Consider the following 21,937-nt stretch of genomic DNA (forward strand, 5'->3'; position numbering starts at 1 on the left):
GCTGGATTTATATAAGAATTAGCAATATGAGAAGCATTAATATTAATACAGAGGTTATTTATTAATAATGTTGAAAAATGCAAGGCAAAAACATAGAGGTGAAAAATGAAATTATTAATTCAATTTAGCATGAAAAATGCTTTAGTTTTGTTTTTGATAATCCTTCTTATTATATCGGGTGGCATTTATTCGCTAAAAGAGATGAATATGGAAAAATATCCGAAGGTTAATATTCCATATTTAACTGTGATTATACCTTACCCAGGTGCTTCGCCAGAACAATCGATGAATGATATCGGAGAGAAAATGGAAAGAGAATTCCTGAATCTTGAAGGAGCAAAGAATGTTTATACAGATGGAGTTGCTAATGCTGCATATTCAACAATAGAGTTCGATATGTCTATTGATATGGAGCTAGCAGAGCAAACAGTGAGGACAAGTGTGGCTAAGATGCAACTACCAGATTTAGCTGAAGAACCTCAATTTGAAATATCTAGTCCTGATGATAATCCTGTTGTCTTTTCCTTGGGTATTTATAATGCTGGAAATTTTGAGGGTGTTCAAGCTTTCGTAAAAGAAAATATCATTCCTAGTATTGAGGGTATTGAAGGTGTAAGTGAAGTCGAGATCGGTGGAACTATGGAAAGATATGTGTTTGTACGACTATTACCAGAACAATTGGTGATGAGAGGACTTACAATTGATGATGTTAGAGTCGCCATTAAAGCAAACAATCTATCGATGCCAATGGGTGATATTTTAGTATCAAATGAAGTATTGCCAGTTCGAGTAAATAAAGAACTTAAATCAATTGACGATGTTAAACAAATAAAGATTTTCACTGAGGTAGAGAATTGGGACAACGATAAAGCTATACATAAAACTATTACTTTAGGTGAGATTGCTGAAGTTACGTATGAAAGTAAAAATTCAAATAATATCACTCGAATAAATGGAGAACAGGGCGTAAGTGTAGGAATTATAACTAAAAGTGGAGCTAATGTAGTTGATATTGTTGATCAGGTAAAAGAGAAAATAGAGAAACTAGAAATTCCTCAGGATTACGAAATAGAAGTATTACGAGATCAATCCATTGAAATTAAGCAATCAGTATACTCTATGCTTAGAGAAGCTATCTTAGGTTCACTAATGGCTGTTATTGTAACCTTGTTGTTTTTAAAAAACATCCGTTCCACTTTTATTGCTGTTATCTCTATACCAGTATCCATACTTGCATCTTTTCTTCTAATGAAAGCAATGGACTATACTTTAAACATTATGACACTTGCAGGGATTGCAATAGCTGTCGGGCGAGTTGTGGATGATTCAATTGTTGTCATTGAAAATGTATTTAGAAGGGTTAGGTCATCTAAGGAAAGAAATGATCACCTCATACTGCAAGCTACAGGTGAAGTAGCATCTGCTATCACTTCTTCTACTATTACAACCGTAGCTGTTTTTTTACCATTAGCTTTTGTACCAGGAATTGTTGGGAGTTTTTTTAAACCACTTGCATGGACTATCGTAATATCACTATTGATTTCATTAATTGTTGCTGTTACTATTGTTCCGCTCTTGTCAAGAATTTTTCTATTGAAAATTACTCCAAATGAACATAAAGAAAATATACTACAAATTTGGTATCGCAAAATTTTAACTAGAGTGTTAAAACATCGCTTTGTAACCCTATTTGCATCAATATTGATTCTAGTTACTTCTGTCGCATTAATTGTTCCTAAGGTAGGAACAACTTTCCTTCCTCAAGAAAACGTCAATAACTTCGATGTGGAAATTACAATGGAAAAGGGAACTACCCCGAGGAAACATTGAAAGTCACGAGTAAGGTTGAAAAAATCTTATTAGAACAAAAGGAAATTAATTTAGTAAATACCAGTATTGATGGGAAATCCGAAAAAGCAGAGATTTCATTTGTTGTAAAAGATTCTGTTGAAAATATAGATGACTTTGTTAAGGGTTTACGATCTCAGTTTACAAGTATTCCTGAGCCAGAAGGCATAACTCTGTCTGGTGTGGGAGGAATTATTGGTGGTTCTGAAAGTAGATATGTTCTTGTCGTAAAAGGAGCAAATTCAAAAGATATAGAAGAAGCTAGTGATCAAATTATTGCTTCTTTAAAAAGAGTAGAAGGGATAGAAAATATAGGTTCTTCTTTAGAAGGAGAAGAACCTGAAATAATTATTGATTTAGATGAAGATAAGCTTGCTGAAAAAGGTCTAATGCCAGCTATGGTGGCGCAAAGTCTTCGGACACTAATTAGTGGTGATATTTTAACGACTATGAGGGTAAGAGACGAAATTAATGAAATAAATATAGGGCTAAAGATGGATAACGTAACATCGTTGGAAGAACTTGGTAAACAAAAAATTAATAATATTATGGGGGAACCAGTAGCTCTTAATGAGATTGGCGAATTGAAAAAAGTTGATAATATCTCAGCTATTTCTCATTTGAATGGACATGAGTATATTATGATCTATGGGACAATTGTTGACGAAAAAATTGGAAATGTAATTAAAAAAGCGGATGAAACAATAGATAATTTGGATTTACCGAATAATGTTAATTATTACAAAGAAGGTGTATCTGCATCAATGACAGATGGCTTCACAGAGCTATCTATAGCTATAATTGTTAGTATTTTCCTGGTCTATTTAGTAATGGTCATTGCTTTTAGAGAAGGAAAAGCACCTTTTGTAATTTTATTTGCTATACCATTTTCTATCATTGGAGCACTAATTGGTCTTTACATTGTTAATGAGCCTATTGGTATGCCTGCAATGATCGGATTACTCATGTTGAATGGTATTGTCGTAACAAATGCTATAGTCCTAGTTGATAAGATAAAGAAAAATGAAAGTAGTGGTATGACTAAATATGAAGCCTTAATTGAAGCTGGGGTTGTACGTATTCGACCAATCTTAATGACAGCTATTGCAACAATTGGTGCTTTAATCCCAATGGCTATATCTAATGACACTGGGATGGTTTCTAAATCGCTCTCTGTAGTTGTAATAGGTGGACTATCCACTTCTACATTTTTAACGCTCTTTATTGTCCCAGTACTATACAGCATATTCACACCTAAATTAGAAAATGTAACGAAGTAGATGTAATAGCTAATACAAGTTTTTCTTATATATTGAAGTATTTAATTAACTATATGGAAGAGTGGTAATTTCTATTGTTAGTTGGAAATGGTTTAGACATGGTTGATTTAGATCGCATAGAGAAAATGTTAAAAAGAATGAGAGATGGATTATTGAGAAAGTACTCTCAAAAAGAGAAAGAGCTTATTACTTAGATCTCAATGGCAGAGAAAATAAATTAGCTTGGGTTGGTAAATGTTTTGCTATTAAAGAAGCAACATTTAAAGCCATTAATCAACTGATTTATGGGAATTTCAATTTTTTGAATATTGAATTTATAGTTGATGAAAATGGGAAGCCCAACATTTATTCAACCAAAATTGATTTTAAAGAAAAGGGGATCTTTCTACATCACTCGATAAGCCTTACATCCAAAACTGTTACGGCGTTTGTTACTGCTGAAAAATTAAAGGAGGTGACCACTAATGAAAATTAAAGCGAATCCAATTCAAATTAAGAACCTAAAAAATGTAGACCGCTACAACGCTTGCGGTAAATGCTAAAAGATTGTACAAACCACTTACATTAAAGGAGGTGACCACTAATGAAAATTAAAGCGAATCCAATTCAAATTAAGAACCTAAAAAATGTAGACCGTTACAACGCTTGCGGTAAATGCTAAAAGATTGTATAAACCACTTACATTAAAGGAGGTGACCACTAATGAAAATTAAAGCGAATCCAATTCAAATTAAGAACCTAAAAAATGTAGACCGTTATAATGCTTGCGGTAAATGCTAAAAGATTGTACAAACCACTTACATTAAAGGAGGTGACCACTAATGAAAATTAAAGCGAATCCAATTCAAATTAAGAACCTAAAAAATGTAGACCGTTATAATGCTTGCGGTAAATGCTAATAAGCTAAAAGATCAATATACTTAGTTAAAAAACATAGGGGTAGGAGATAAGAAATTACTCTCTCAGAAAGGAATTTCTTATCTCTCCTTTCCAATCAAAGGGTGACAATATATGTTATATATTGATTACATTGAAACAGGTATTCCCGAAAAAATAGTAGATATTGAGGACCTGCAGGAGTACTTAAATTTAAAGAATTACCAGATTAAAGTTTTTAAAAAAGTACATGGATTGGCAGAAATCAGAAAAGAAGAGGGTTCCTTAACTGAATTATTAAGTGCACCCATTTTAAGGATATTTGAGCGTAGTAATATTTCTAAACAAGAAATTAAATATATAATTTACTGTCATACTATTCAAAATATATATCCTTTTCCGCTAAATATTTTCAATGAAATAAGTGAGATTTGCAATATAAATAATACAGTGAATTTTTCGTTAAATCAGCAAAATTGTGCTTCAAGTCTAGTAGGATTAGAGATTGCAGATAGTTTACTAAGGAATGCAAAAGTAAATGACAAAGTTCTTTTAATAATGGGTGAAAAAGTCTTCAATCCAATTATGCAAGTAATTCAAAATACAACTATTTTAGGGGAAGCTTCAGCTGCTGTCATTCTATCAAATAATAGTAAGAAAAATATAAAATTTATAAAAACATATACGAAAGTACTGGGAAGATATGCAGAAGGAATTGGTATTAATCAAGAGAAACAAAAACAATTCGAAAAAGAGTATATCCCAACACTAACTGCTTTAATAAAGGATATGCTCAATGATCAAAATTTAGATTTGTCAAAAATTTCATTGATACTGCCACATAATGTGAATATATCTTCTTGGAGACAATTGTCTAAATCGTTAGATATCCCAATTCAGAAAATTTACTTAAAAAATGTGAGTAAGTATGGACATTGCTTTTGCGCTGATCCATTTTTAAATCTGGAAAGTGTGATCGAAGAAGGTATTTTAAAAAAAGGTGACTATTTCTTAATGGTTTCAGTTGGTCTAGGAGCTACATTTGCTGTTAGCTTATTTCAGTTTTAGAAAGAGGTGAATTATGGAAGCGGTTAATTATTCTTTTAGTGAGAGTCTTAAAAAGGGACTAGTGAACGATGAAAATGCAACATTTATATATATAAATAACTTTGAAGTAGAACAATATTGGAAAACATCGGATATTGTGGGGATCCCATCAGTTTCAACAGCAAGTGCAAAGATTATGGTTAATAGAATGGAAGAACAAGGTGTATTATTTTCCAGCCCTACAGATATAGTAATTTTAAAACGACCTGTAAGTAACGATTTTTTAAATTATTTACAGCAGGTGTTAGAATGTCCGACAATTATATATGTAGAGAACAGTAATCCAAATCTTAATATTACACAGGATATTCTGAATTGCCAAAAAACTATTTTATATCTTAAAGAAATGAAGGAAAAGAAAAAAAACATTTATTTTATGCCTTATGGTTGTTCAGAGTATGAAGAACAACTCTCAGAATTAACTGGCATTCCTTTAGCTGTACCGAATAGTGATGTGTTTCGTAAAGTAAACACTAAAGTGTATAGTCGATTATTAAACGAAAAAGTAAATATTAGGCAGATACCTGGTGGTGAGTGTGATTCAATTGATAGTTTACAGGAGACTTATCAAACCTTGAAGCATCATCTAACAGAGGGGGGGAAATTAGTTTTAAAGGAATCACTTGGAGTATCAGGAAAAGGATTAGTTATTATTGATTCTGAAGAAAAGTTTCAAAAAGTAATTAAGATGATAAGTAAAAGTCTAAATAAAAAAAATAACGGTAAAGTGAGTTTTATATTAGAAAAGTGGATTAATAAAGTAGCTGATATTAACTATAAGCTTTTAATTGATGTTAATGGAAATATTACATATTACGGTGCGAAGGAATGTATTGTAAAAGATGGTGTTCATCAAGGACATCTCTATCCAACCTATATCACAAGGAAGTTGGATAAAGAACTAAGAATTATTGGAGAAAAAATTTGTACACAATTATATAAAGACGGTTATTTTGGAGTTGTTGGAATAGATGCGATATATGATCAAGTGGGTACACTTTGGCCAAATCTCGAAATTAATGCACGATTAAATATGTCTTCCTACCAAATGAGAATTCAAGAAAACTTTTTGCAAAATGATAAATGCGCCTTAGCAAAATACTATGAGTTGAAGTTAACACGCAAATTAACTTTTAAGGAAGTGTCAACTGTACTTGAAAAATATATGATTAACTACCAGCGTAAAGAAGGTCTTTTAATTAATAATTTTGCAACTGTTAATTCAGGTTTTAGCAAAGAAGGCAAATTGTTTAAGGGGAGATTATACGGAGTTTTAATAGCAAATAATGAGGATTCGTTAATAGAGTTAGACAGTATTATACTGACTCAACTAGATAAATTTCAAGACTGAGAAAGGAAAAGGCAAATGGTATATCAAATACAAGGAATACCAATAATAGATTTAGCAGAAAGATATGGTACACCCCTATATATATATGATGGGAACGAAATTAAAAATGCATTTTTAGAATTAAAAAGTAATATCCCAGATTATTTAGAGGTATTCTTCTCCTTAAAATCCAACCCTAATATTTCAGTCTATAACTTACTAAAGTCTTTGGGTGCAAAAGCAGAAGTTTCCTCATTGACTGAACTAAAGACGGTTCTAATGGCAAATACAAATCCAAACGATATTATCTTTTTAGGACCAGGGAAAAGTGAAGAAGAAATTAAAAATTGTATTGATCATTCAATTTACGCAATTGTGTGTGAATCTTTTCAGGAATTAGAGTTAATTAATGAAATTGCTTCACTTCGAAAAAAAAGAGTACGTGTGGCTATTAGAGTGAACCCAACCTTTACTGTAAAAGGGTCGAGACTTAGTATGGGTGGTAAACCGCGGCAATTCGGAATAGATGAAGAAGAAATATTTCAAAATATAAGTATACTAAATTCATATAAAAATGTGGAAATTATAGGAATTCAAGTATATATGGGAACAAGGATCTTAGATGGTGATGTCATCTGTCAAAACACACAGAATATTTTAAAATTGGCAGAAAAGTTTAGTAAACAAACAGATCAGTATTTACAATTTGTAGATATTGGTGGAGGTTTAGGTGTACCTTATTTCGGTAATGAAGAGGAATTAAATATACAAAGATTAGGTAAACAGCTAGCGCCAATTATTGCCGATTTTAAAGCTAATTTCCCAAATACAAGGTTAGCAATGGAAGCGGGTCGCTATCTTGTAGCAAAGTCAGGAATATTTGTATCCAAAGTGAATTATACAAAAAAATCAAGGGAAGAAAATTTTGTAATAACAGACGGAGGTACAAACTGTCATATGGCAGCTGTGGGGATAGGTAGTTTTGTAAAAAGAAATTTTCCAATGATAAATCTAACAAATTTAAATGAAACTGATATAGAAACTTATAATGTAACGGGTCCGCTATGTACTCCAAATGATATAGTGGGAAAAAATGTGGAACTGTCGAGAGTTCAAAAAGGAGACCTTATAGGGGTTTTACAATCAGGAGCGTATGGGCCAAGTGCCTCCCCAGGTTTATTTTTAAGCCATGGTTTTCCAGCTGAAGTTATGATTCTAAATGGGGAGCATTATTTAATTAGAAGACGTGATCATTCGGATGATATTATAGATAAACAAATAATGGTTAATGAAAAAATAATACGGTAAATAGAAAGGGTTTAGAGAATGTTGAAAAAAAATACTTTTGAGATAACTGTAGCTACATTAAGAGAAGTGTTGGACATTGATACTGCGACAGAAATATTGCCAGAAACCTCATTAGAATCATTGAGCTTGGATTCTACTTCGATTTTTGAACTTTTAATGGTTTTGGAAGACAATATTGATGGATTTTCTGTTGATCCAGAAGATATAGAACCTGAGTACTTTGAATCTGTAGAGACCATTGTTGATTATATTAATAATTCTTTAGTAAGTGCATAAATGAATAGGCATGATAAAGATAAATTCTTATATTCATAAAAGTTTCCCCGAAAAGAGACCTTATAGTTATAGTAGTTTAAATATATCATTTCAAACAGATTTAGCAAGTATATATGGCTTTGAGGTAGATGAATCATTATTAAGTTCAGGGCGGAATAATTCATTTAGTTATATGGGATCTAGTTTAATAGATCATTTGTCAAATATGGGTAACAGAATTGATGATGTAGATTTAGTTGTTTTAGTTTATTGCATCCCAGATATTAATCTCTCCACTTCAAGTGTTAATTATTTTATTGATAAATACGCCTTAGACGCAACAGGTTTTGCCGTATCAGGAGTTGATACTTATGCTCCTTTTGCTGCAATGAAAATCATAAAGGAATTATTTAATACTAAAAAGTGTAAAAAGGCAATATTTTTAATTCTTGATCAATCTACCCTATCTTATCCGGTTACAAGATACGAAGAAATTGAAGATACCGGAATTGCCTTTCTCGTTGAGTCACATGGAACTAGCCCTTGTCTTGAATTAGATGAGTGGGGTTATGATATTATACCTAATCTGCGTGGATGGTTGGATAAAATCACTCAAAAGCAAAAAAAGAATGTATTTATTATTTCTTCTAATTTAGAAGAAATATATGAAGAGATGCCATCCAACTCTACCTTTATTTCCTCTCCTAATCAATTATGTACATCTTTGTTTGCAAAACTTTTAAATCTAATAAGCGAGGATAAAGTTCAGGGAAATTCCTCTATTTATTTGCTAGATGGAAATTTAGTGAGAAATGAAATGTATTATATGAAGTTTAATATATATGGAGGCAAAATGTGAATCTTGGTATTGCAAAAATTGGGACATATATCCCGAATCTAAGACAAAATATTGAAGAAGTAGTAGAGTATTGCGGTGGCAATGACAGAGAAATTAAGCTAATGAAAAGATTACACAACATTCAACAAGTTCCTATTGTAGAAGAGGGACAAAGATTAGATGAGACACTTGGGTATGCCTTATTAGATCTAAAGCTGAATGAAAACATTGATTTAATATTATATGCCCATTCTTTACTTGCTCAAGTGCCTCACGATTATGGGTTATTAAATAAGGTGCTTAAGCCATTTAATTTAAATAACGTAAAAAAATTTGGAATTACTCAAGAGGCTTGTGCTTCTTCCTTTTATGCGATGGATCTTGCAAATTTATATTTTACAAAGAAAGAAAATGTTAACAATGTACTCATAATTTTGGGCGATCAATCCAATATGACTAATCGATTAAGGTATATTGAAGGTTCTACCCTTATAGGAGACTCAGCTGTTGCGATTCTTCTACAAAAGAATTTTGAAACAAATAAATTATTGTCCATAGGTCTTTATAAAGACACTAGATTTAATCAGGGATTTTTTGAAAATCCGCAAAAAACAGCTCTCTTTAATGAGGAATATGTTTCAATTATTATTAAAGCAGTTCATGAAACTTTAAAAAAGGTGAATGTATCTCTCGATGAAGTTCAATATATTCTTCCTTATAATGTTAACAAAATGACTTGGAGGAGATTTTCAAAATTAACCCATTTTCCTTTTGAAAATATTATCCTAGATTTACTTCCAGACATTGGACATACCTATACAACTGATTGTTTTATAAATTTGGCGTATTTACAATCAAAAAATAGATTAAAAAAGGGAGATAAATTTTTAATGATAAGTGTAGGACTAGGTTGTTTTGTTGGATCAGCTCTATTTGAACATTAAGATTTTATTATAGAAGGAGATAAGTAATGACTACTTTTTTATCATCGAAGAATGAGGATTTATTGAACTATATGAATCGCTTTTTTGAAGAAACACGCGGTTTAAGTCCTATTGAAACTTTTGAATGGTATTCAAAAAGCTACACTAACCCTGTCATTGTATCATCCAGCAATTATTTTATTACCCCCAATACTATTTTAGAGAATCCAGCAACTCAGCTCCTTAGGGGAAATACTCTCTACAAAATGGCAGAAGTTAAATTTGAAAAAATTAACGATTTTATTCTAGGATATGAAAAGATTAGCTTATTTAAAATAGATGTCCCGATTAAACAGGATACACGGAATATATCTCAGATAGAGAGTATATTTTTAACAAAAAACCACTTTGCTTTGATAATGCGGTTACGGATTGCTTTGGATTGCCTAAATTATGATAAAAACCTTTTGAGCAACCGCTTTTCAGGGAAATTACCGATTATCCAATATCAAATGGTGAAAGGACAGTTTTCAGAAGCAATTATTAAATTATATTCTATTGTTAACAACTATATCAACGGAGATAGGGCAATAGAAGATAACTCTTTTTATGCATTTCTCCATAGTGAAATAGATGAATGTATGAATACTTTGATTAATCTTACTGGAGGTCATGGAGTCCTATTAGAAACAGTAAGCAGAAAAATTTATTTGTCTTTTGTCATCAAAAATCTGTTTGTAGAAACGGAGTGAAAAGCTTTGAACAGAGAGAGATTAGATGCTTTTGAACTAGCTATTAAATCATATTCTCAAGAATTTAGGGATATTGGTCTTGTTATAGATAAAGAACCAGATAGACTAGGTGAATTTACCAATTTGGACAGTGTTCAATTATTATCACGCATGATGATTCCTCCGGAATATAATGATCGTCCATTTATCGTAAATAATACAAAGTTCTACGGTTTATCTTGCATTGAGAGGGTCATTGGAACAGAGTGGCTTTCCTATGGAGACGCAGGTGTAGTTGTTGGTTGTCCAGGACCTTCCTTATCGGGGATAATTATCCAAGATTTTGCTGATGAGGAGCAAAAAGAGAAGTATTACAGTACTTTGATTGAAAAGCCATCTTGGACATTTTTTGCCTTAACTGAGCCTAAAAAGGGATCAGATGCCATGAATATAGAAACAAATTTAAAGAAAATAGATGGAAACAGTGGAAAGAAGATGTTGAATGGTGAGAAATATTTCATAGGAAACGGTACTCGGGCAGATATCGGCGTTGTTTTTGCACGTACCACAACTGGCCCTTTAGGAATTGAAATGTGCCTGGTTGAAAAGGGACAAGATGGTTTCTCGGCAGAATCATTGGGTACATTAGGCCTTCGCGGTCCGAAGCTTAGTAAGTTAATGTTCCAAAATGTGTGTATAAATGAGAGTCAGATTATTGGGAGACACTTAAGCCCATTAAAAAGAGGTATGCACGGAGCTATTACTGTTTTTAATAAGATGCGTCCCACAGTAGCAGCTATGGCACTGGGTGTATCACAAGCAGTTTATGATTATATGATAACTAATAAGAAAAATTTATCCTTAGATCAACAACTAAAATTAGAACATTTTCAAAATGAGCTCATAACGGTAAGGAATCTTATTCGACAAGCAGCAATAGAATTAGATATTAATCCTAAAAATGGCTATATTGGTTCAATTGCTAAAATTAGAGCAACGGCATTAGTAAAGAAAATCACTCAATACGCCCTTGATTTGTTTGGTGAAGGATCCTTATTTGACCATCCACATTTAAATAAATGGTTTAGAGATGCATTTGCGTTTGAAAATATGGAAGGTACTTCCAATATATTAAAATTAAATGTTTTTCAAAGTTACATGAATGGAAATATTTCTTATGTATAACATATGTAATTTAAATCTATCATTATCATCTTTAGCTTTTCTCAATATAGATCAAGATAATTATTATATAGATGGAGAAGAGATATCCGATTATTTAAGATTAGAGCCTCATTTACAAATTGAAGCTTACTACAATAATGTTCCTAAAGAATCTGTCGTATCATACTCAATTAAAATTAACAATCAACAGGTAACCTTATCAGAAATGATACATCAATGCCATATAGAACTCTTTCCAAAAGTGAACAACTACCAATGTTTACTGCTTTCAAATTCATTCTCTGATCGTCAACCAGAAATACAAGCCTTACCAAGAATTTTAGAGTGGTCTGATATAAAACCGAAAAATTATTTTGGTATTTCTCATTTAAGTTCAATAGCTTCGATAGAAAGTTTAGAAATTCTAGAACTTTCATTAAATGAAGAGGAAGATGGGATACTTTTATTGGGAGAACAGTTGATTATTGAAAAAAATCGTTATTGTGAAGGTTATTCACCTTTTGCAGATTTTGCTATGGGTATGCACTTTTCAAAAGGTTATGGACCGATTCAAGTCCTTCAAATAGGAAGTTATTTCACTTCTGATAATGAATTAAATAGTAATAATAGCGAGATTATCTTTTCCGAAATTATTAATCAAATTATTGAATTAGTTTCACAACAACATCAACTTAAAAGGGTTATTGTACAAAATTTATTTAGTCATATGGTTTACGAAGAATACGATGCCCTTTATATTCGGCAAATAAATAGTACCAAAGATTATCAAAGCGGTGATGTTTGGTACACATTTCTCGAATTATTATCTACAGAAAAATTAAACAAAGAGGAGAAAATACTTATAATATCGGCGAACCGAGATCTAAGTACTTCTTTTGCAATTCTTCAATTTAATGAACTTCCTATTATAACAAGCATTAAGTGGTAAGGGATGGATAATTTGCAAAAAAAAATTGATTATTTAAATGACAGAATTGTTCCGCTAATTTATAAAACCTTTATTCCAATGGTATTGGCTTCTTCTGTTTCAATTGTCACACAGTTAGCCAATACCTTTTTTATGGGGCATGAGCATAAGGATGCACTTTATATTGTTGGTTTGTATATACCATTTTCCTTTTTTATGACGGCGTTGATTGAAGGATTTCAAATATCGAACGCATCTACAGTAGCATTTGAAAAAGGTAAGGACAATTTGAATAATATTTCTAAAATCATTAATAACCTACTTTTGTATGGAATTATATCTAGTTTAATTATTGCTATTTTTATTAGTTTAGTTATTCCCCAGTTAATCAATTTTTTTAATGTTCATGATGGAGCAATCAATACATTTCTTAAATATACCCGTTTAATGGTTTTTATGACCGTTTTTTCTGTTATTAATGCAATCTTATTATCGAGTATTAGAGGATATGGATTAGTAAAAATTTCGTCTGGAATAAGTGTTTTAGCTTCATTGTCCAATATAATATTAGTTTACATTTTTATTAATTTTTTTAATCTAGGTGTTTATAGCATTGTACTTGCAAATTTTATTGTTATTAGTATTTCAATTTTTTTAAGCGCTTATTTCCTTCTTAAATATAAGATCTTTAATTTTACTAGCTATTTTTTTCCTTGAAAAATATGAAATTAGAAAAAATAGTGAAAATTAAAATTTTGAATATTGGGATTCCGGTTGCAATTTCTTATTTTCTAATTTTTATTAGTACATTTTTTTTTAACAAAATTTTAATGCCATTTGGTAACGAGGTAATAGCAGGCTTTGGTGCTGCTTACCGTTTACAAACCATTGTCCTACTAGTATCAATATCTTTTGGCAATACATTAGGTCTTATTATGAATCAAAATATGGGTGGTAATAATGCGGAACGCGCTTTTCAAGTCTATAAGAAAGGGCTTATTAATATAGTAGGAATTTATATTATTATTGGCATGGTTATATTTTTAGGAAGAGATCTTATTGCTTCTTTTTTAATAGCTGATGGAGAAGTGAGCGCACATACAGAAAATTATCTACAAATTGTTGCTTTATCTTATAGCATAATGGGACCAATGATGTCTTCCTTGTTAGTTCTTGAGCAAATTGGTAAAGGGCTACGAGCGTTCTTTTTAAATTTTTTATATTTCTTTTTAATTGTTGTTGTAGGATGGCTTCTAACAACTATTTATCAGGTAGAAAGCCTATTCTATTGGACAATTAGCTTAGTGAATACTTTTGCAATTATAGGTATTTTCTATAGTTATGTTGTTATTAAGAATAACTTTAAGATGAAAAAAACGTAGTTTGAAAAAAATTACTAAATAATGACTTATTACTTTAATAGAGTAGAAAAAAGGCATTCATATTGAGAATGCTTCATTTTCGAAGTCTTACTTTGTCTTTAAGTTCGTATATCGGAGAAAAATAAGAGTATAGCTTTTTTAAATAGCTAAATAACAAGTAATGATCACATAATTTAATTTTTTCTTCAATGAAATAGGAAGAAAAAGATGATACCTAAATTATATCAATATGAAATACCCTTAATTATTTTGATTTACAAAGGAGAGTGAAAATATTGGATAGTTTTTATGAGTTATATAAGCGATTTTTATCAGAGGAAGAAATGCTGAAAAGTTACTATTATGAGCATGGCTTGTCGATTGATCAGTTTCTTTCGTTGACAAATATGGTTATGGAATTATTACCTCTAGAACTAAATGAACCTTGTGAGAAAATTTGGGCGAAATATTTGAGTCATAACAGACTCATAAATAGAGAGAGGGTAAAACCTAATTTTGAAATTGATAGTTTTGATGAAATATTCGGTGAAGAATATATGATGGAAACACTTAGTGAAGGAGGTGCATTTCTTACTTGGCATTTTGGAGATTATCGGCATAATACTGACCAAATTATTAAAGCTTTGAGATTTAAACTCCAAGATAAAAACAGAAAATTTTTTGTAGTAGTGGACCAGGAATCCTATGAATCAGAAGGAAAACTAGAGGCTTGGGAGAAAGTAAGAGAAGAAGCTGGAGTTAGATTATTAGTTGCAGAATCAAAACTAATTGCTATTAAGTTATTTTACCTTTTAAAAGAGAACAATTCATTTTTATTGTTTTTGGACGGTCAAGCAGGATTTAATGAGGATAATGCAGACATTCGAACGAAATTTCTATCATCAGAAATAAAGGTTAGAAGCGGAATCTTTAGAATTCTTGAAAAAGCTAAGAAAAAAATATGTATACTTATTACTACTATGTCTGAAGATGGAAAGAAACAAATTATCTTCTATAAACCATTTCTTGTTGAGCCAAATAAGATAGATGAAGCAGTTAACAAAGCCTTTTCAATTTTTACTGCTGAACTTATAAAAAAACCAGAACTATGGCGTTTATGGTATCGTCATGATGAACAAGTTTTAAATTGGCATTCATCTGTAAATATTGATAATGGGCGACCAATTCAAATTGATTGGAGAACAAAAGACATACATAGTAATCAAATGTTGGGATTAGATGCTAAAAATGCTCGATTATTTGAGCTTGAAACTGAAGAATTATCACTTAACATGCAACAAATATCTGGTATCAATTATTTTATACACCAAAATGACAAATATATGAATTCTACTATAAGATTATCTCTTTTATATCCATTGAAAAAAGTTATGGCAAGTTCAATTTCTATTTTTTCTGAATTACTAATCCCCCATGATATTCAGGCAAAGTTAGATCAATTGTATGGAGCCACTTTGAAAAGTAATGTATCAAGAAAGGGAGATTATCAAGTTCTAGAATTTGAAATGTCCATTATACAAGATAAGAGTTTGGATTCCGATATATTGTCAAATTCACTAAAACTATTATCAGAAATCATATACAGCTCACTTGAAAACGGATTTAATTCTGAAAGAGTAGAAAAGGAATTTTTAAATCACTATAATCGCATTCAAGAGATAAACGATTATGTGGAATATACAGTTCAAGAAAAGTGTTTAACTATTATGACAGAAGGAGAACCATTCAGTACTTCAATTTTTGGTGATTTGAACACACTTAAAGATTTAAATTCAAAAATATTATTCAAGCATTATCAAGATTTCATAGCTTCAGCAAAAATATATATTCATATAATAGGTCCCAATATTGATGAAAAAAGGATACAAAGTAATATTTGTGATTATTTTAAACGGGAAAAAGAAAGTATCGTTTTGTCTAAGGAAAATATGATTTCTTCAATTAATGAGGAAATTAAATATATTGAACATGAATCCACGACTAAACAAGGAAGACTATTGATTGGATTTAAAACAGGCATTAACTTATCTTCACAAAATTATATCCATTTACTTGTTTTTAATGCGATTTTTGGAAATTTACCCTCATCAAAATTGCAAACGGAAATAAGACACAAAAGAGGATTGGCCTATTATTTAAGATCTGAAATTGAAGATTTGAAGGGAATATTATTAATTCATGTGGCTTTACAAGAGGAAAATTATGAAATGGTGACTAAGATTGTTCTAGATGAGTTAAACAAGATTCGAGATGGAGGTATAACTGAAGAAGAAATTCAAGCAGGTGTAAATGCAGTGAAACATTTTGTTAAATCAGGGTTGGAAACGCCTGCTATCTTAATTGATATTAGTTTAACTGGAGAATTATTAGATTACCAAGATGATGAAAATAAATTCTTTTCTAGATTAGATAATATTTCTAAAAAAAATATTGTCGATGTTGCTAAAGAAATAACGTTGGATACTGTTTTTAAATCCGTGAGAAAGACGGTGGAAATATAAATGGAATGTATTCAATATGATAAATTGGGGCTTTCTATTTTTTGTGAAACATTTAGTAATGGTTTGGAATTACATATGATACCGCTAAAAGGCATGTCGCAAACATTTGCGGTATTAAATGTTAACATTGGTGCTAATGACACAGCATTTATTAATACTACTACTAAGGAAAAAATAGAATTTCCACTGGGTACAGCTCACTTTATCGAACATTTAATGTTTAGGAATAAAAATGCCATCGATCAAATTTGTTCAGAAATAGGTGCAACTATTTCTGCAAAGACTAACTATAATAATACGGAATTTTTAATTTCTTGTTCCGGTAATATAGAAGCTATTATTCCTAAATTATTCACAGCCCTCCTAAACCAAAGTTTTTCAAAGTTTGAAATTGAGAATGAAAAAAGAGTCATTAAAGAGGAAATTTTGGTATATCAAGATGAGCCAAGCTGGATAGTTTATAGGGATCTAGTAATGCAGATGTATCCGGAATTATCTATTTGTACAGATGTATCCGGTACCATAGATAGTATTAAAAGCTTGGATAAAGAATTATTAGAACAGGTGCATAATATTTATTATAAATCTAATAACATGAAATTGGTGGTTGTTGGTGATGTTAATCCAATAAGACTGAATGAATGTATTTTCAATACAATAGAGCGCAATGGACATCATGTTAAAACAAAAGATCATGAAGTTGAACGTTTTTATCCAAAAGCACAAAATGAACCTTATAAAAACATTGCAATTATTAAAAATAAAGCCCAGGATTTATTTTCAATAGGTTTAAGGCGTCAAATACAAGAAGATAATAAAATTGATAATTATTTAGCAACACAAGTGATAATGGAGTCCCTTTTTGGTTTAGGATCCACTCTAACAGTTAATTTAAAGAAAGAAGGTCTAATTACAAATAAATGGAGTTATTCTAATTATACTGGTCCAAACTATGACTTTAGTGTTGTCAGTAGTTCGACGATGAATTTAAACTCATTAGTAATAAAGATATGGGAAGAACTTCAACAGGTGAGAAAAAACGGTTTGATGCCATCAGAAATTGATAGGGCAACAAAAAAAATGATTGGACAGAGATTGTTGCAAATAGATAATATAAAAGAATTTACATTAGCGTATTCAGAAAATCTATCGAATGGCTTTAATTACTTTGATTTTTTGGACTACTTACATAAAGTAGATTGTAATTACATTAACAGTAAATTAGAATCGATTGTTTCCTTTGATCATTTTTTAAATTTGCCTCATGAAATACTGCATGATTCATAAATTGGACTATTTAAAGATAATATGTAAGAAAAATTTATCAAAGAATCCCACATTAAATTTTCCATCTACACACTCTAACTCCCACGGGACTACTAGTTTACCTAGTCCCGTGGGTTTCTATTTATTTTAAGATTGTTTTTTGAATGATCCCACCTTTCTTCCAGCACACTTTTTGATTCATACGTTTTTTTGAATGATTGCCGAAAAGTTATGATTTAAGATGAATGTATCTATTAGATCGCTAGGTATGAGGGTAGTTCTATTTTTCATCTATACAATATGATACAATTAAAAGCACTGACTCATTTGATAGAATGCTATCTAAACCTCTACAAAACCAAGTTACAACCATAGTGTATATTGTATTATTAGAAATAATTCCCTGCGTATTATCCATACGGGGCATAATTATTAAAATAGAATCCATAGAACAAAAGGAGGAGCTTCTGGTGACGGTTCCATTTGTTACGGTAGAAGGTCCGATTGGTGTTGGTAAAACCTCTTTATCGAAAGAGATAGCAGCGACATTTAATTACCATCTATTAAAAGAAATTGTAGACGAAAACCCTTTTTTAAATAAGTTTTATGAAAACATTGAGGAGTGGAGTTTCCAAACGGAAATGTTCTTCCTCTGTAATCGCTATAAGCAACTAACCGATATTAAAAAATTTCGCTTAGCACATGCCAAACCTGTTGTAGCAGACTATCATATTTTTAAAAATTTAATATTTGCGAAGCGTACATTGGCACCAACTGAATACGAGAAGTATGAAGAGATCTATAGAATTTTAACGAAAGACATGCCTGTTCCAAATGTAGTGGTTTATTTATATGCCAGCGTTGAGACATTAATGAAGCGTATCGCCATGAGAGGGCGAGAGTTTGAAAAGATGATTTCACGTGATTACATGGAGCAGCTTGTGGCCGACTATCATTCTTTTATCGAGCATTTTGAAAGCATGCATCCCGAAATTCCAGTTATTCGATTTAATGGAGATCAGCTTGATTTTGTAAAAAATCCAAATGATTTAAATCATGTTTTAAAAATAATTAAAGATACGTTACAACAAAGGAGTTTGCAATAATGAATTTAAGAGAGAAGTACGATATTCCACCACAAACGGTTATTACGATTGCAGGTACTGTTGGGGTAGGAAAATCGACGATGACAAAGGCTTTAGCAGAGGCACTGAACTTTCGTACCTCGTTCGAGAAAGTAGACACAAATCCATACCTTGATAAATTTTATGAGGACTTTGAAAAATGGAGCTTTCATTTACAGGTCTACTTTTTAGCAGAGCGTTTTAAAGAACAGAAGCGTATTTTTGAATATGGTGGAGGATTTGTACAAGATCGTTCTATTTATGAGGATACTGGCATTTTTGCTAAGATGCATTATGATAAAGGAACAATGAGTCCAACAGATTATGAGACTTATACAAATTTGTTTGATGCAATGGTGATGACACCTTATTTCCCACATCCAGATTTGCTTGTCTATCTTGAAGGACCTATTGATGCAGTTATTGGACGTATTCAAGAGCGTGGACGTACAATGGAGCAACAAACACCGAATGATTATTGGATAGAAATGCATGAACGCTATGAAAATTGGATAAATAATTTTAATTCTTGTCCAGTTCTACGTTTAGATATTAATGATTATGATTTATTAAAAAATCCTGATGCCATTGAAGCAATTGTAAGCCGTATCAGTCATATGCTAAAACAAACAAGCCATTTACGAAAATAAAAGTAAAATAAATGACCAAAAAACGTGAGACAATATATAGCCGATTGTTTCACGTTTTTTGAATAGGAGGGATTATTATAAGAATCGCAGTGTATTGCGGATCCGGTTTGGGTAAAAGTCCTATTTATGCAGAGAAAGCTGCAGAGCTTGGTACAGCACTGGCAAAAAACGGTCACGGGGTTGTCTATGGTGGTTCTAAAACAGGCCTAATGGGGAAGGTAGCCGATGCTGTTTTAGCAGCTGGAGGAGAAGTGATTGGTGTGATGCCAACACATTTACAAAAGCGTGAATTGGCCCATGCCTCATTAACAGAAATTCATATTGTAGACTCTATGCATATTCGTAAAGCTAAAATGGCCGAGTTAGCAGATGCTTTTATTGCTCTGCCAGGTGGCGCAGGGACTTTAGATGAATATTTTGAGGTATTTACTTGGGCTCAGATTGGACTTCATACAAAACCTGTCATTTTATATAATGTCCATGGATTCTATGATGCACTTCTACAGCATTTTAAAACAATGCTAGAGGAGGGCTTTATACTTGCAGAGCAAAAGAAGTTCTTACGTGTAGCGGCTACCTCTGAAGGGATTTTACGTTTATTAAAAAAACATGGATGAACATTCTCCATGTTTTTTATCTTGATGCAGCAGGTACACTAACATCTGCTGCAATTACACTGAGGCATAATTAATGTAATATAAAAGTAAAATAATTAAATTTTAAGTAAAAAATTAGTAACGGATGGGGTGTTCTTTATGCATAGTGTAGAGGCTCAAGTAACCGATGATTTAGTAGTACAGGCTATTGAACGCAATATAGCCATTATCCGCTTCGATATGGATAGAAGAGTGGCGTATGTCAATGAACTATTTGCTCAAACATTAGGCTATACAGTGCAGGAAATGCTAGGAAAACATCATAAAGACTTTTGTTTGCCTGATTTCGTTAATAGTATGGAGTACGATAAATTTTGGCGCCACCTAACGGCAGGAAACAGCTATCAGGACAAAATAGAAAGAATTGATGCTAGAGGTAATATAATTTGGCTAGAAGCGACATATATGCCTGTCTTCGCAAATAATACAAGAAAAGTAATAGGTGTATCCAAAATAGCTACCAATATCACTGAACGTCAACATGAGATAGTTAGTGTTGCCGACAAGTTGAAGGGCATGTCTAATAAGCTTTACCAGCGTTCAGAGGCGGGCATTCAAAATAGCCAAGATCTACTAGAAACCATTAAAGTGGTTTCAAAGGAATCAAATGAAAATGTAAGTAATCTTGTACAGCTTCAGAAACAAGCAGATTCTATTAAAGGGATTGTCAAAACTATACAAGAAATTGCCTCACAAACTAATTTATTGGCATTAAATGCAGCTATTGAAGCCGCTAGGGCTGGAGAATATGGTAGAGGTTTTGATGTAGTGGCGAAAGAGGTACGTAAGCTTTCTGTAAGAGTTGAACAATCTATTTCAGAAGTGAAGGATAATGTGGAGGGTATTGAGCGAGAAATTGGTCAGGTGACTGATAGTATTACAAAAATAGCAGAAAAAATAGATAAAACAAATGAACAAATTACTGTCACAGCAAATGACTTTAGTGAAATAGCATCTGCTGCTGAAGCCTTAGACGAGCAATCAAAGCAATTTATTGAAATTATTTAATTCTAATAATGACTACTATTTTCGAGATATATTGAAATAGGATATATTTTTTATTTACAATACTAGTGTAAGTCATTAATCATAATAGGGGTGTTATGTATGACAAAAGTGGAAGTAAGCTTTCAGCATTTACCAACAACAGCTATTTCAGATGCAACTGGCGGGCATACCAATGTGCGAAGTGATATTAAGCCGTTAGCAGACCATTTTAAAGTTGCTGGGCGAGCTGTAACTGTACGTTTACCAGATGGTGAAAATGGGGCAGTTTTGGAAGCGATTAGGGCTGCAAATGAAGGGGATATTTTAGTAATTGATGCAAAAGGAAATACAAACCGAGCTGTTGCTGGAGATTTTGTGATCTCCTTAGCAAAAGGGATAGGTGTACAAGGTTTTGTTGTGGATGGTGTAATCCGTGATATTGCAGCAATTCGCGAATTAAATTTCCCTGTATTTTCGTTGGGCACTACTGTAGCAGCAGGCAATAAAAACGGCGGTGGTCAAGTAAATGTACCGATCGCCATTGGAGGAGTTACGGTTCATCCTGGTGATTATATTATTGGGGATGTGGATGGTGTAATTGTTGTGCCACAGCAAGATGCTGAAAAAATTGCTGTAGCGGCAGAGGCTAAGCTTGAAAAAGATGAAAAACGCGCTCAAGAAGCACATGCCAATGGAAAAGAATCAATTATCGCTTATTTAGATAAAGTGTTAGCAAAATAAAAAAACCCTCACGATGCCATCCAACATCGTGAGGATTTTTTT

The 21,937-nt window shown here is 31.9% G+C and carries 21 protein-coding genes; all 21 read left to right on the forward strand.

Annotated features, from left to right (window positions below):
- Window positions 1-105: 105 nt before the first annotated feature.
- The 21 genes from LBYS11_RS23895 to LBYS11_RS00290 all read left to right on the forward strand — a co-directional run bounded on the left by LBYS11_RS23895 (window position 106) and on the right by LBYS11_RS00290 (window position 21,895).
- On the forward strand, window positions 106-1,830 hold the full coding sequence (locus LBYS11_RS23895; protein ID WP_103117231.1) for an efflux RND transporter permease subunit: 1,725 nt from the start codon (window positions 106-108) through the stop codon (window positions 1,828-1,830).
- Window positions 1,827-3,128 (forward strand): efflux RND transporter permease subunit, encoded by a 1,302-nt coding sequence (locus LBYS11_RS23900; protein ID WP_103117232.1) that lies wholly within the window; start codon window positions 1,827-1,829, stop codon window positions 3,126-3,128. The genes LBYS11_RS23895 and LBYS11_RS23900 overlap by 4 nt, the downstream gene beginning before the upstream one ends.
- A 151-nt stretch (window positions 3,129-3,279) precedes the next feature.
- The gene (locus LBYS11_RS24105) at window positions 3,280-3,603 is read left to right on the forward strand and encodes a 4'-phosphopantetheinyl transferase superfamily protein (protein ID WP_369823979.1); all 324 of its coding nucleotides are present in this window, start codon (window positions 3,280-3,282) and stop codon (window positions 3,601-3,603) included.
- A 536-nt stretch (window positions 3,604-4,139) separates the two neighbouring features.
- Window positions 4,140-5,072, forward strand: coding sequence for a ketoacyl-ACP synthase III family protein (locus LBYS11_RS00205; RefSeq protein ID WP_066037885.1), 933 nt, complete (start codon window positions 4,140-4,142; stop codon window positions 5,070-5,072).
- A gap of 13 nt (window positions 5,073-5,085) precedes the next feature.
- Window positions 5,086-6,462 (forward strand): ATP-binding protein, encoded by a 1,377-nt coding sequence (locus LBYS11_RS00210; RefSeq protein ID WP_103117234.1) that lies wholly within the window; start codon window positions 5,086-5,088, stop codon window positions 6,460-6,462.
- A 15-nt stretch (window positions 6,463-6,477) separates the two neighbouring features.
- The gene (gene lysA, locus LBYS11_RS00215) at window positions 6,478-7,749 is read left to right on the forward strand and encodes a diaminopimelate decarboxylase (RefSeq protein WP_066037887.1); all 1,272 of its coding nucleotides are present in this window, start codon (window positions 6,478-6,480) and stop codon (window positions 7,747-7,749) included.
- Window positions 7,750-7,767: 18 nt separating this feature from the next.
- A complete protein-coding gene (locus LBYS11_RS00220) occupies window positions 7,768-8,025 on the forward strand; it encodes a phosphopantetheine-binding protein (RefSeq protein WP_083225391.1) in 258 nt (85 codons plus the stop codon).
- Window positions 8,026-8,035: 10 nt separating this feature from the next.
- Window positions 8,036-8,863: a hypothetical protein gene (locus LBYS11_RS00225; RefSeq protein WP_103117235.1), complete on the forward strand. Its 828-nt coding sequence runs from the start codon at window positions 8,036-8,038 to the stop codon at window positions 8,861-8,863.
- Window positions 8,860-9,786, forward strand: coding sequence for a 3-oxoacyl-[acyl-carrier-protein] synthase III C-terminal domain-containing protein (locus LBYS11_RS00230; RefSeq protein WP_066037889.1), 927 nt, complete (start codon window positions 8,860-8,862; stop codon window positions 9,784-9,786). The genes LBYS11_RS00225 and LBYS11_RS00230 overlap by 4 nt, the downstream gene beginning before the upstream one ends.
- A 26-nt stretch (window positions 9,787-9,812) precedes the next feature.
- The gene (locus LBYS11_RS00235; protein WP_066037890.1) at window positions 9,813-10,517 is read left to right on the forward strand and encodes a hypothetical protein; all 705 of its coding nucleotides are present in this window, start codon (window positions 9,813-9,815) and stop codon (window positions 10,515-10,517) included.
- Window positions 10,518-10,523: 6 nt separating this feature from the next.
- Window positions 10,524-11,681, forward strand: coding sequence for an acyl-CoA dehydrogenase family protein (locus LBYS11_RS00240; protein WP_103117236.1), 1,158 nt, complete (start codon window positions 10,524-10,526; stop codon window positions 11,679-11,681).
- Complete coding sequence (locus LBYS11_RS00245; protein ID WP_233732265.1) at window positions 11,659-12,609, forward strand: hypothetical protein; 951 nt, start codon at window positions 11,659-11,661, stop codon at window positions 12,607-12,609. The genes LBYS11_RS00240 and LBYS11_RS00245 overlap by 23 nt, the downstream gene beginning before the upstream one ends.
- 3 nt (window positions 12,610-12,612) lie before the next feature.
- Window positions 12,613-13,305 (forward strand): MATE family efflux transporter, encoded by a 693-nt coding sequence (locus LBYS11_RS00250; protein ID WP_103117237.1) that lies wholly within the window; start codon window positions 12,613-12,615, stop codon window positions 13,303-13,305.
- A 5-nt stretch (window positions 13,306-13,310) separates the two neighbouring features.
- Window positions 13,311-13,970 (forward strand): MATE family efflux transporter, encoded by a 660-nt coding sequence (locus LBYS11_RS00255; RefSeq protein WP_233732269.1) that lies wholly within the window; start codon window positions 13,311-13,313, stop codon window positions 13,968-13,970.
- Window positions 13,971-14,245: 275 nt separating this feature from the next.
- The gene (locus LBYS11_RS00260) at window positions 14,246-16,471 is read left to right on the forward strand and encodes a M16 family metallopeptidase (protein ID WP_103117239.1); all 2,226 of its coding nucleotides are present in this window, start codon (window positions 14,246-14,248) and stop codon (window positions 16,469-16,471) included.
- On the forward strand, window positions 16,472-17,758 hold the full coding sequence (gene yfmH / locus LBYS11_RS00265; protein ID WP_066037895.1) for an EF-P 5-aminopentanol modification-associated protein YfmH: 1,287 nt from the start codon (window positions 16,472-16,474) through the stop codon (window positions 17,756-17,758).
- Between the two features lie 449 nt (window positions 17,759-18,207).
- Window positions 18,208-18,843 (forward strand): deoxynucleoside kinase, encoded by a 636-nt coding sequence (locus tag LBYS11_RS00270; RefSeq protein ID WP_048391001.1) that lies wholly within the window; start codon window positions 18,208-18,210, stop codon window positions 18,841-18,843.
- Window positions 18,843-19,511: a deoxynucleoside kinase gene (locus LBYS11_RS00275; RefSeq protein WP_048391003.1), complete on the forward strand. Its 669-nt coding sequence runs from the start codon at window positions 18,843-18,845 to the stop codon at window positions 19,509-19,511. The genes LBYS11_RS00270 and LBYS11_RS00275 overlap by 1 nt, the downstream gene beginning before the upstream one ends.
- A gap of 77 nt (window positions 19,512-19,588) precedes the next feature.
- Window positions 19,589-20,128, forward strand: coding sequence for an LOG family protein (locus LBYS11_RS00280; RefSeq protein WP_255409665.1), 540 nt, complete (start codon window positions 19,589-19,591; stop codon window positions 20,126-20,128).
- Window positions 20,129-20,266: 138 nt separating this feature from the next.
- Window positions 20,267-21,175, forward strand: a complete 909-nt coding sequence (locus LBYS11_RS24065) for a methyl-accepting chemotaxis protein (RefSeq protein ID WP_016995248.1) — start codon at window positions 20,267-20,269, stop codon at window positions 21,173-21,175.
- A gap of 99 nt (window positions 21,176-21,274) precedes the next feature.
- Window positions 21,275-21,895 carry an RraA family protein gene (locus tag LBYS11_RS00290; RefSeq protein ID WP_048391009.1) on the forward strand — a complete coding sequence of 207 codons (621 nt, stop codon included), beginning with the start codon at window positions 21,275-21,277 and terminating at the stop codon, window positions 21,893-21,895.
- Window positions 21,896-21,937 lie beyond the last annotated feature (42 nt).

The organism is Lysinibacillus sp. YS11 (assembly GCF_002896375.1).
Lineage (GTDB): Bacteria > Bacillota > Bacilli > Bacillales_A > Planococcaceae > Lysinibacillus > Lysinibacillus capsici.

What these genes read in the sequence shown, in the direction of transcription:
- LBYS11_RS23895 (WP_103117231.1), top strand. Translation starts at nt 106, where the DNA reads ATGAAATTATTAATTCAATTTAGCATGAAAAATGCTTTAGTTTTGTTT.
- LBYS11_RS00205 (WP_066037885.1), top strand. Translation starts at nt 4,140, where the DNA reads ATGTTATATATTGATTACATTGAAACAGGTATTCCCGAAAAAATAGTA.
- LBYS11_RS00210 (WP_103117234.1), top strand. Translation starts at nt 5,086, where the DNA reads ATGGAAGCGGTTAATTATTCTTTTAGTGAGAGTCTTAAAAAGGGACTA.
- lysA (WP_066037887.1), top strand. Translation starts at nt 6,478, where the DNA reads ATGGTATATCAAATACAAGGAATACCAATAATAGATTTAGCAGAAAGA.
- LBYS11_RS00220 (WP_083225391.1), top strand. Translation starts at nt 7,768, where the DNA reads ATGTTGAAAAAAAATACTTTTGAGATAACTGTAGCTACATTAAGAGAA.
- LBYS11_RS00225 (WP_103117235.1), top strand. Translation starts at nt 8,036, where the DNA reads ATGATAAAGATAAATTCTTATATTCATAAAAGTTTCCCCGAAAAGAGA.
- LBYS11_RS00235 (WP_066037890.1), top strand. Translation starts at nt 9,813, where the DNA reads ATGACTACTTTTTTATCATCGAAGAATGAGGATTTATTGAACTATATG.
- LBYS11_RS00245 (WP_233732265.1), top strand. Translation starts at nt 11,659, where the DNA reads ATGGAAATATTTCTTATGTATAACATATGTAATTTAAATCTATCATTA.
- LBYS11_RS00250 (WP_103117237.1), top strand. Translation starts at nt 12,613, where the DNA reads ATGGATAATTTGCAAAAAAAAATTGATTATTTAAATGACAGAATTGTT.
- LBYS11_RS00255 (WP_233732269.1), top strand. Translation starts at nt 13,311, where the DNA reads ATGAAATTAGAAAAAATAGTGAAAATTAAAATTTTGAATATTGGGATT.
- yfmH (WP_066037895.1), top strand. Translation starts at nt 16,472, where the DNA reads ATGGAATGTATTCAATATGATAAATTGGGGCTTTCTATTTTTTGTGAA.
- LBYS11_RS00275 (WP_048391003.1), top strand. Translation starts at nt 18,843, where the DNA reads ATGAATTTAAGAGAGAAGTACGATATTCCACCACAAACGGTTATTACG.
- LBYS11_RS24065 (WP_016995248.1), top strand. Translation starts at nt 20,267, where the DNA reads ATGCATAGTGTAGAGGCTCAAGTAACCGATGATTTAGTAGTACAGGCT.
- LBYS11_RS00290 (WP_048391009.1), top strand. Translation starts at nt 21,275, where the DNA reads ATGACAAAAGTGGAAGTAAGCTTTCAGCATTTACCAACAACAGCTATT.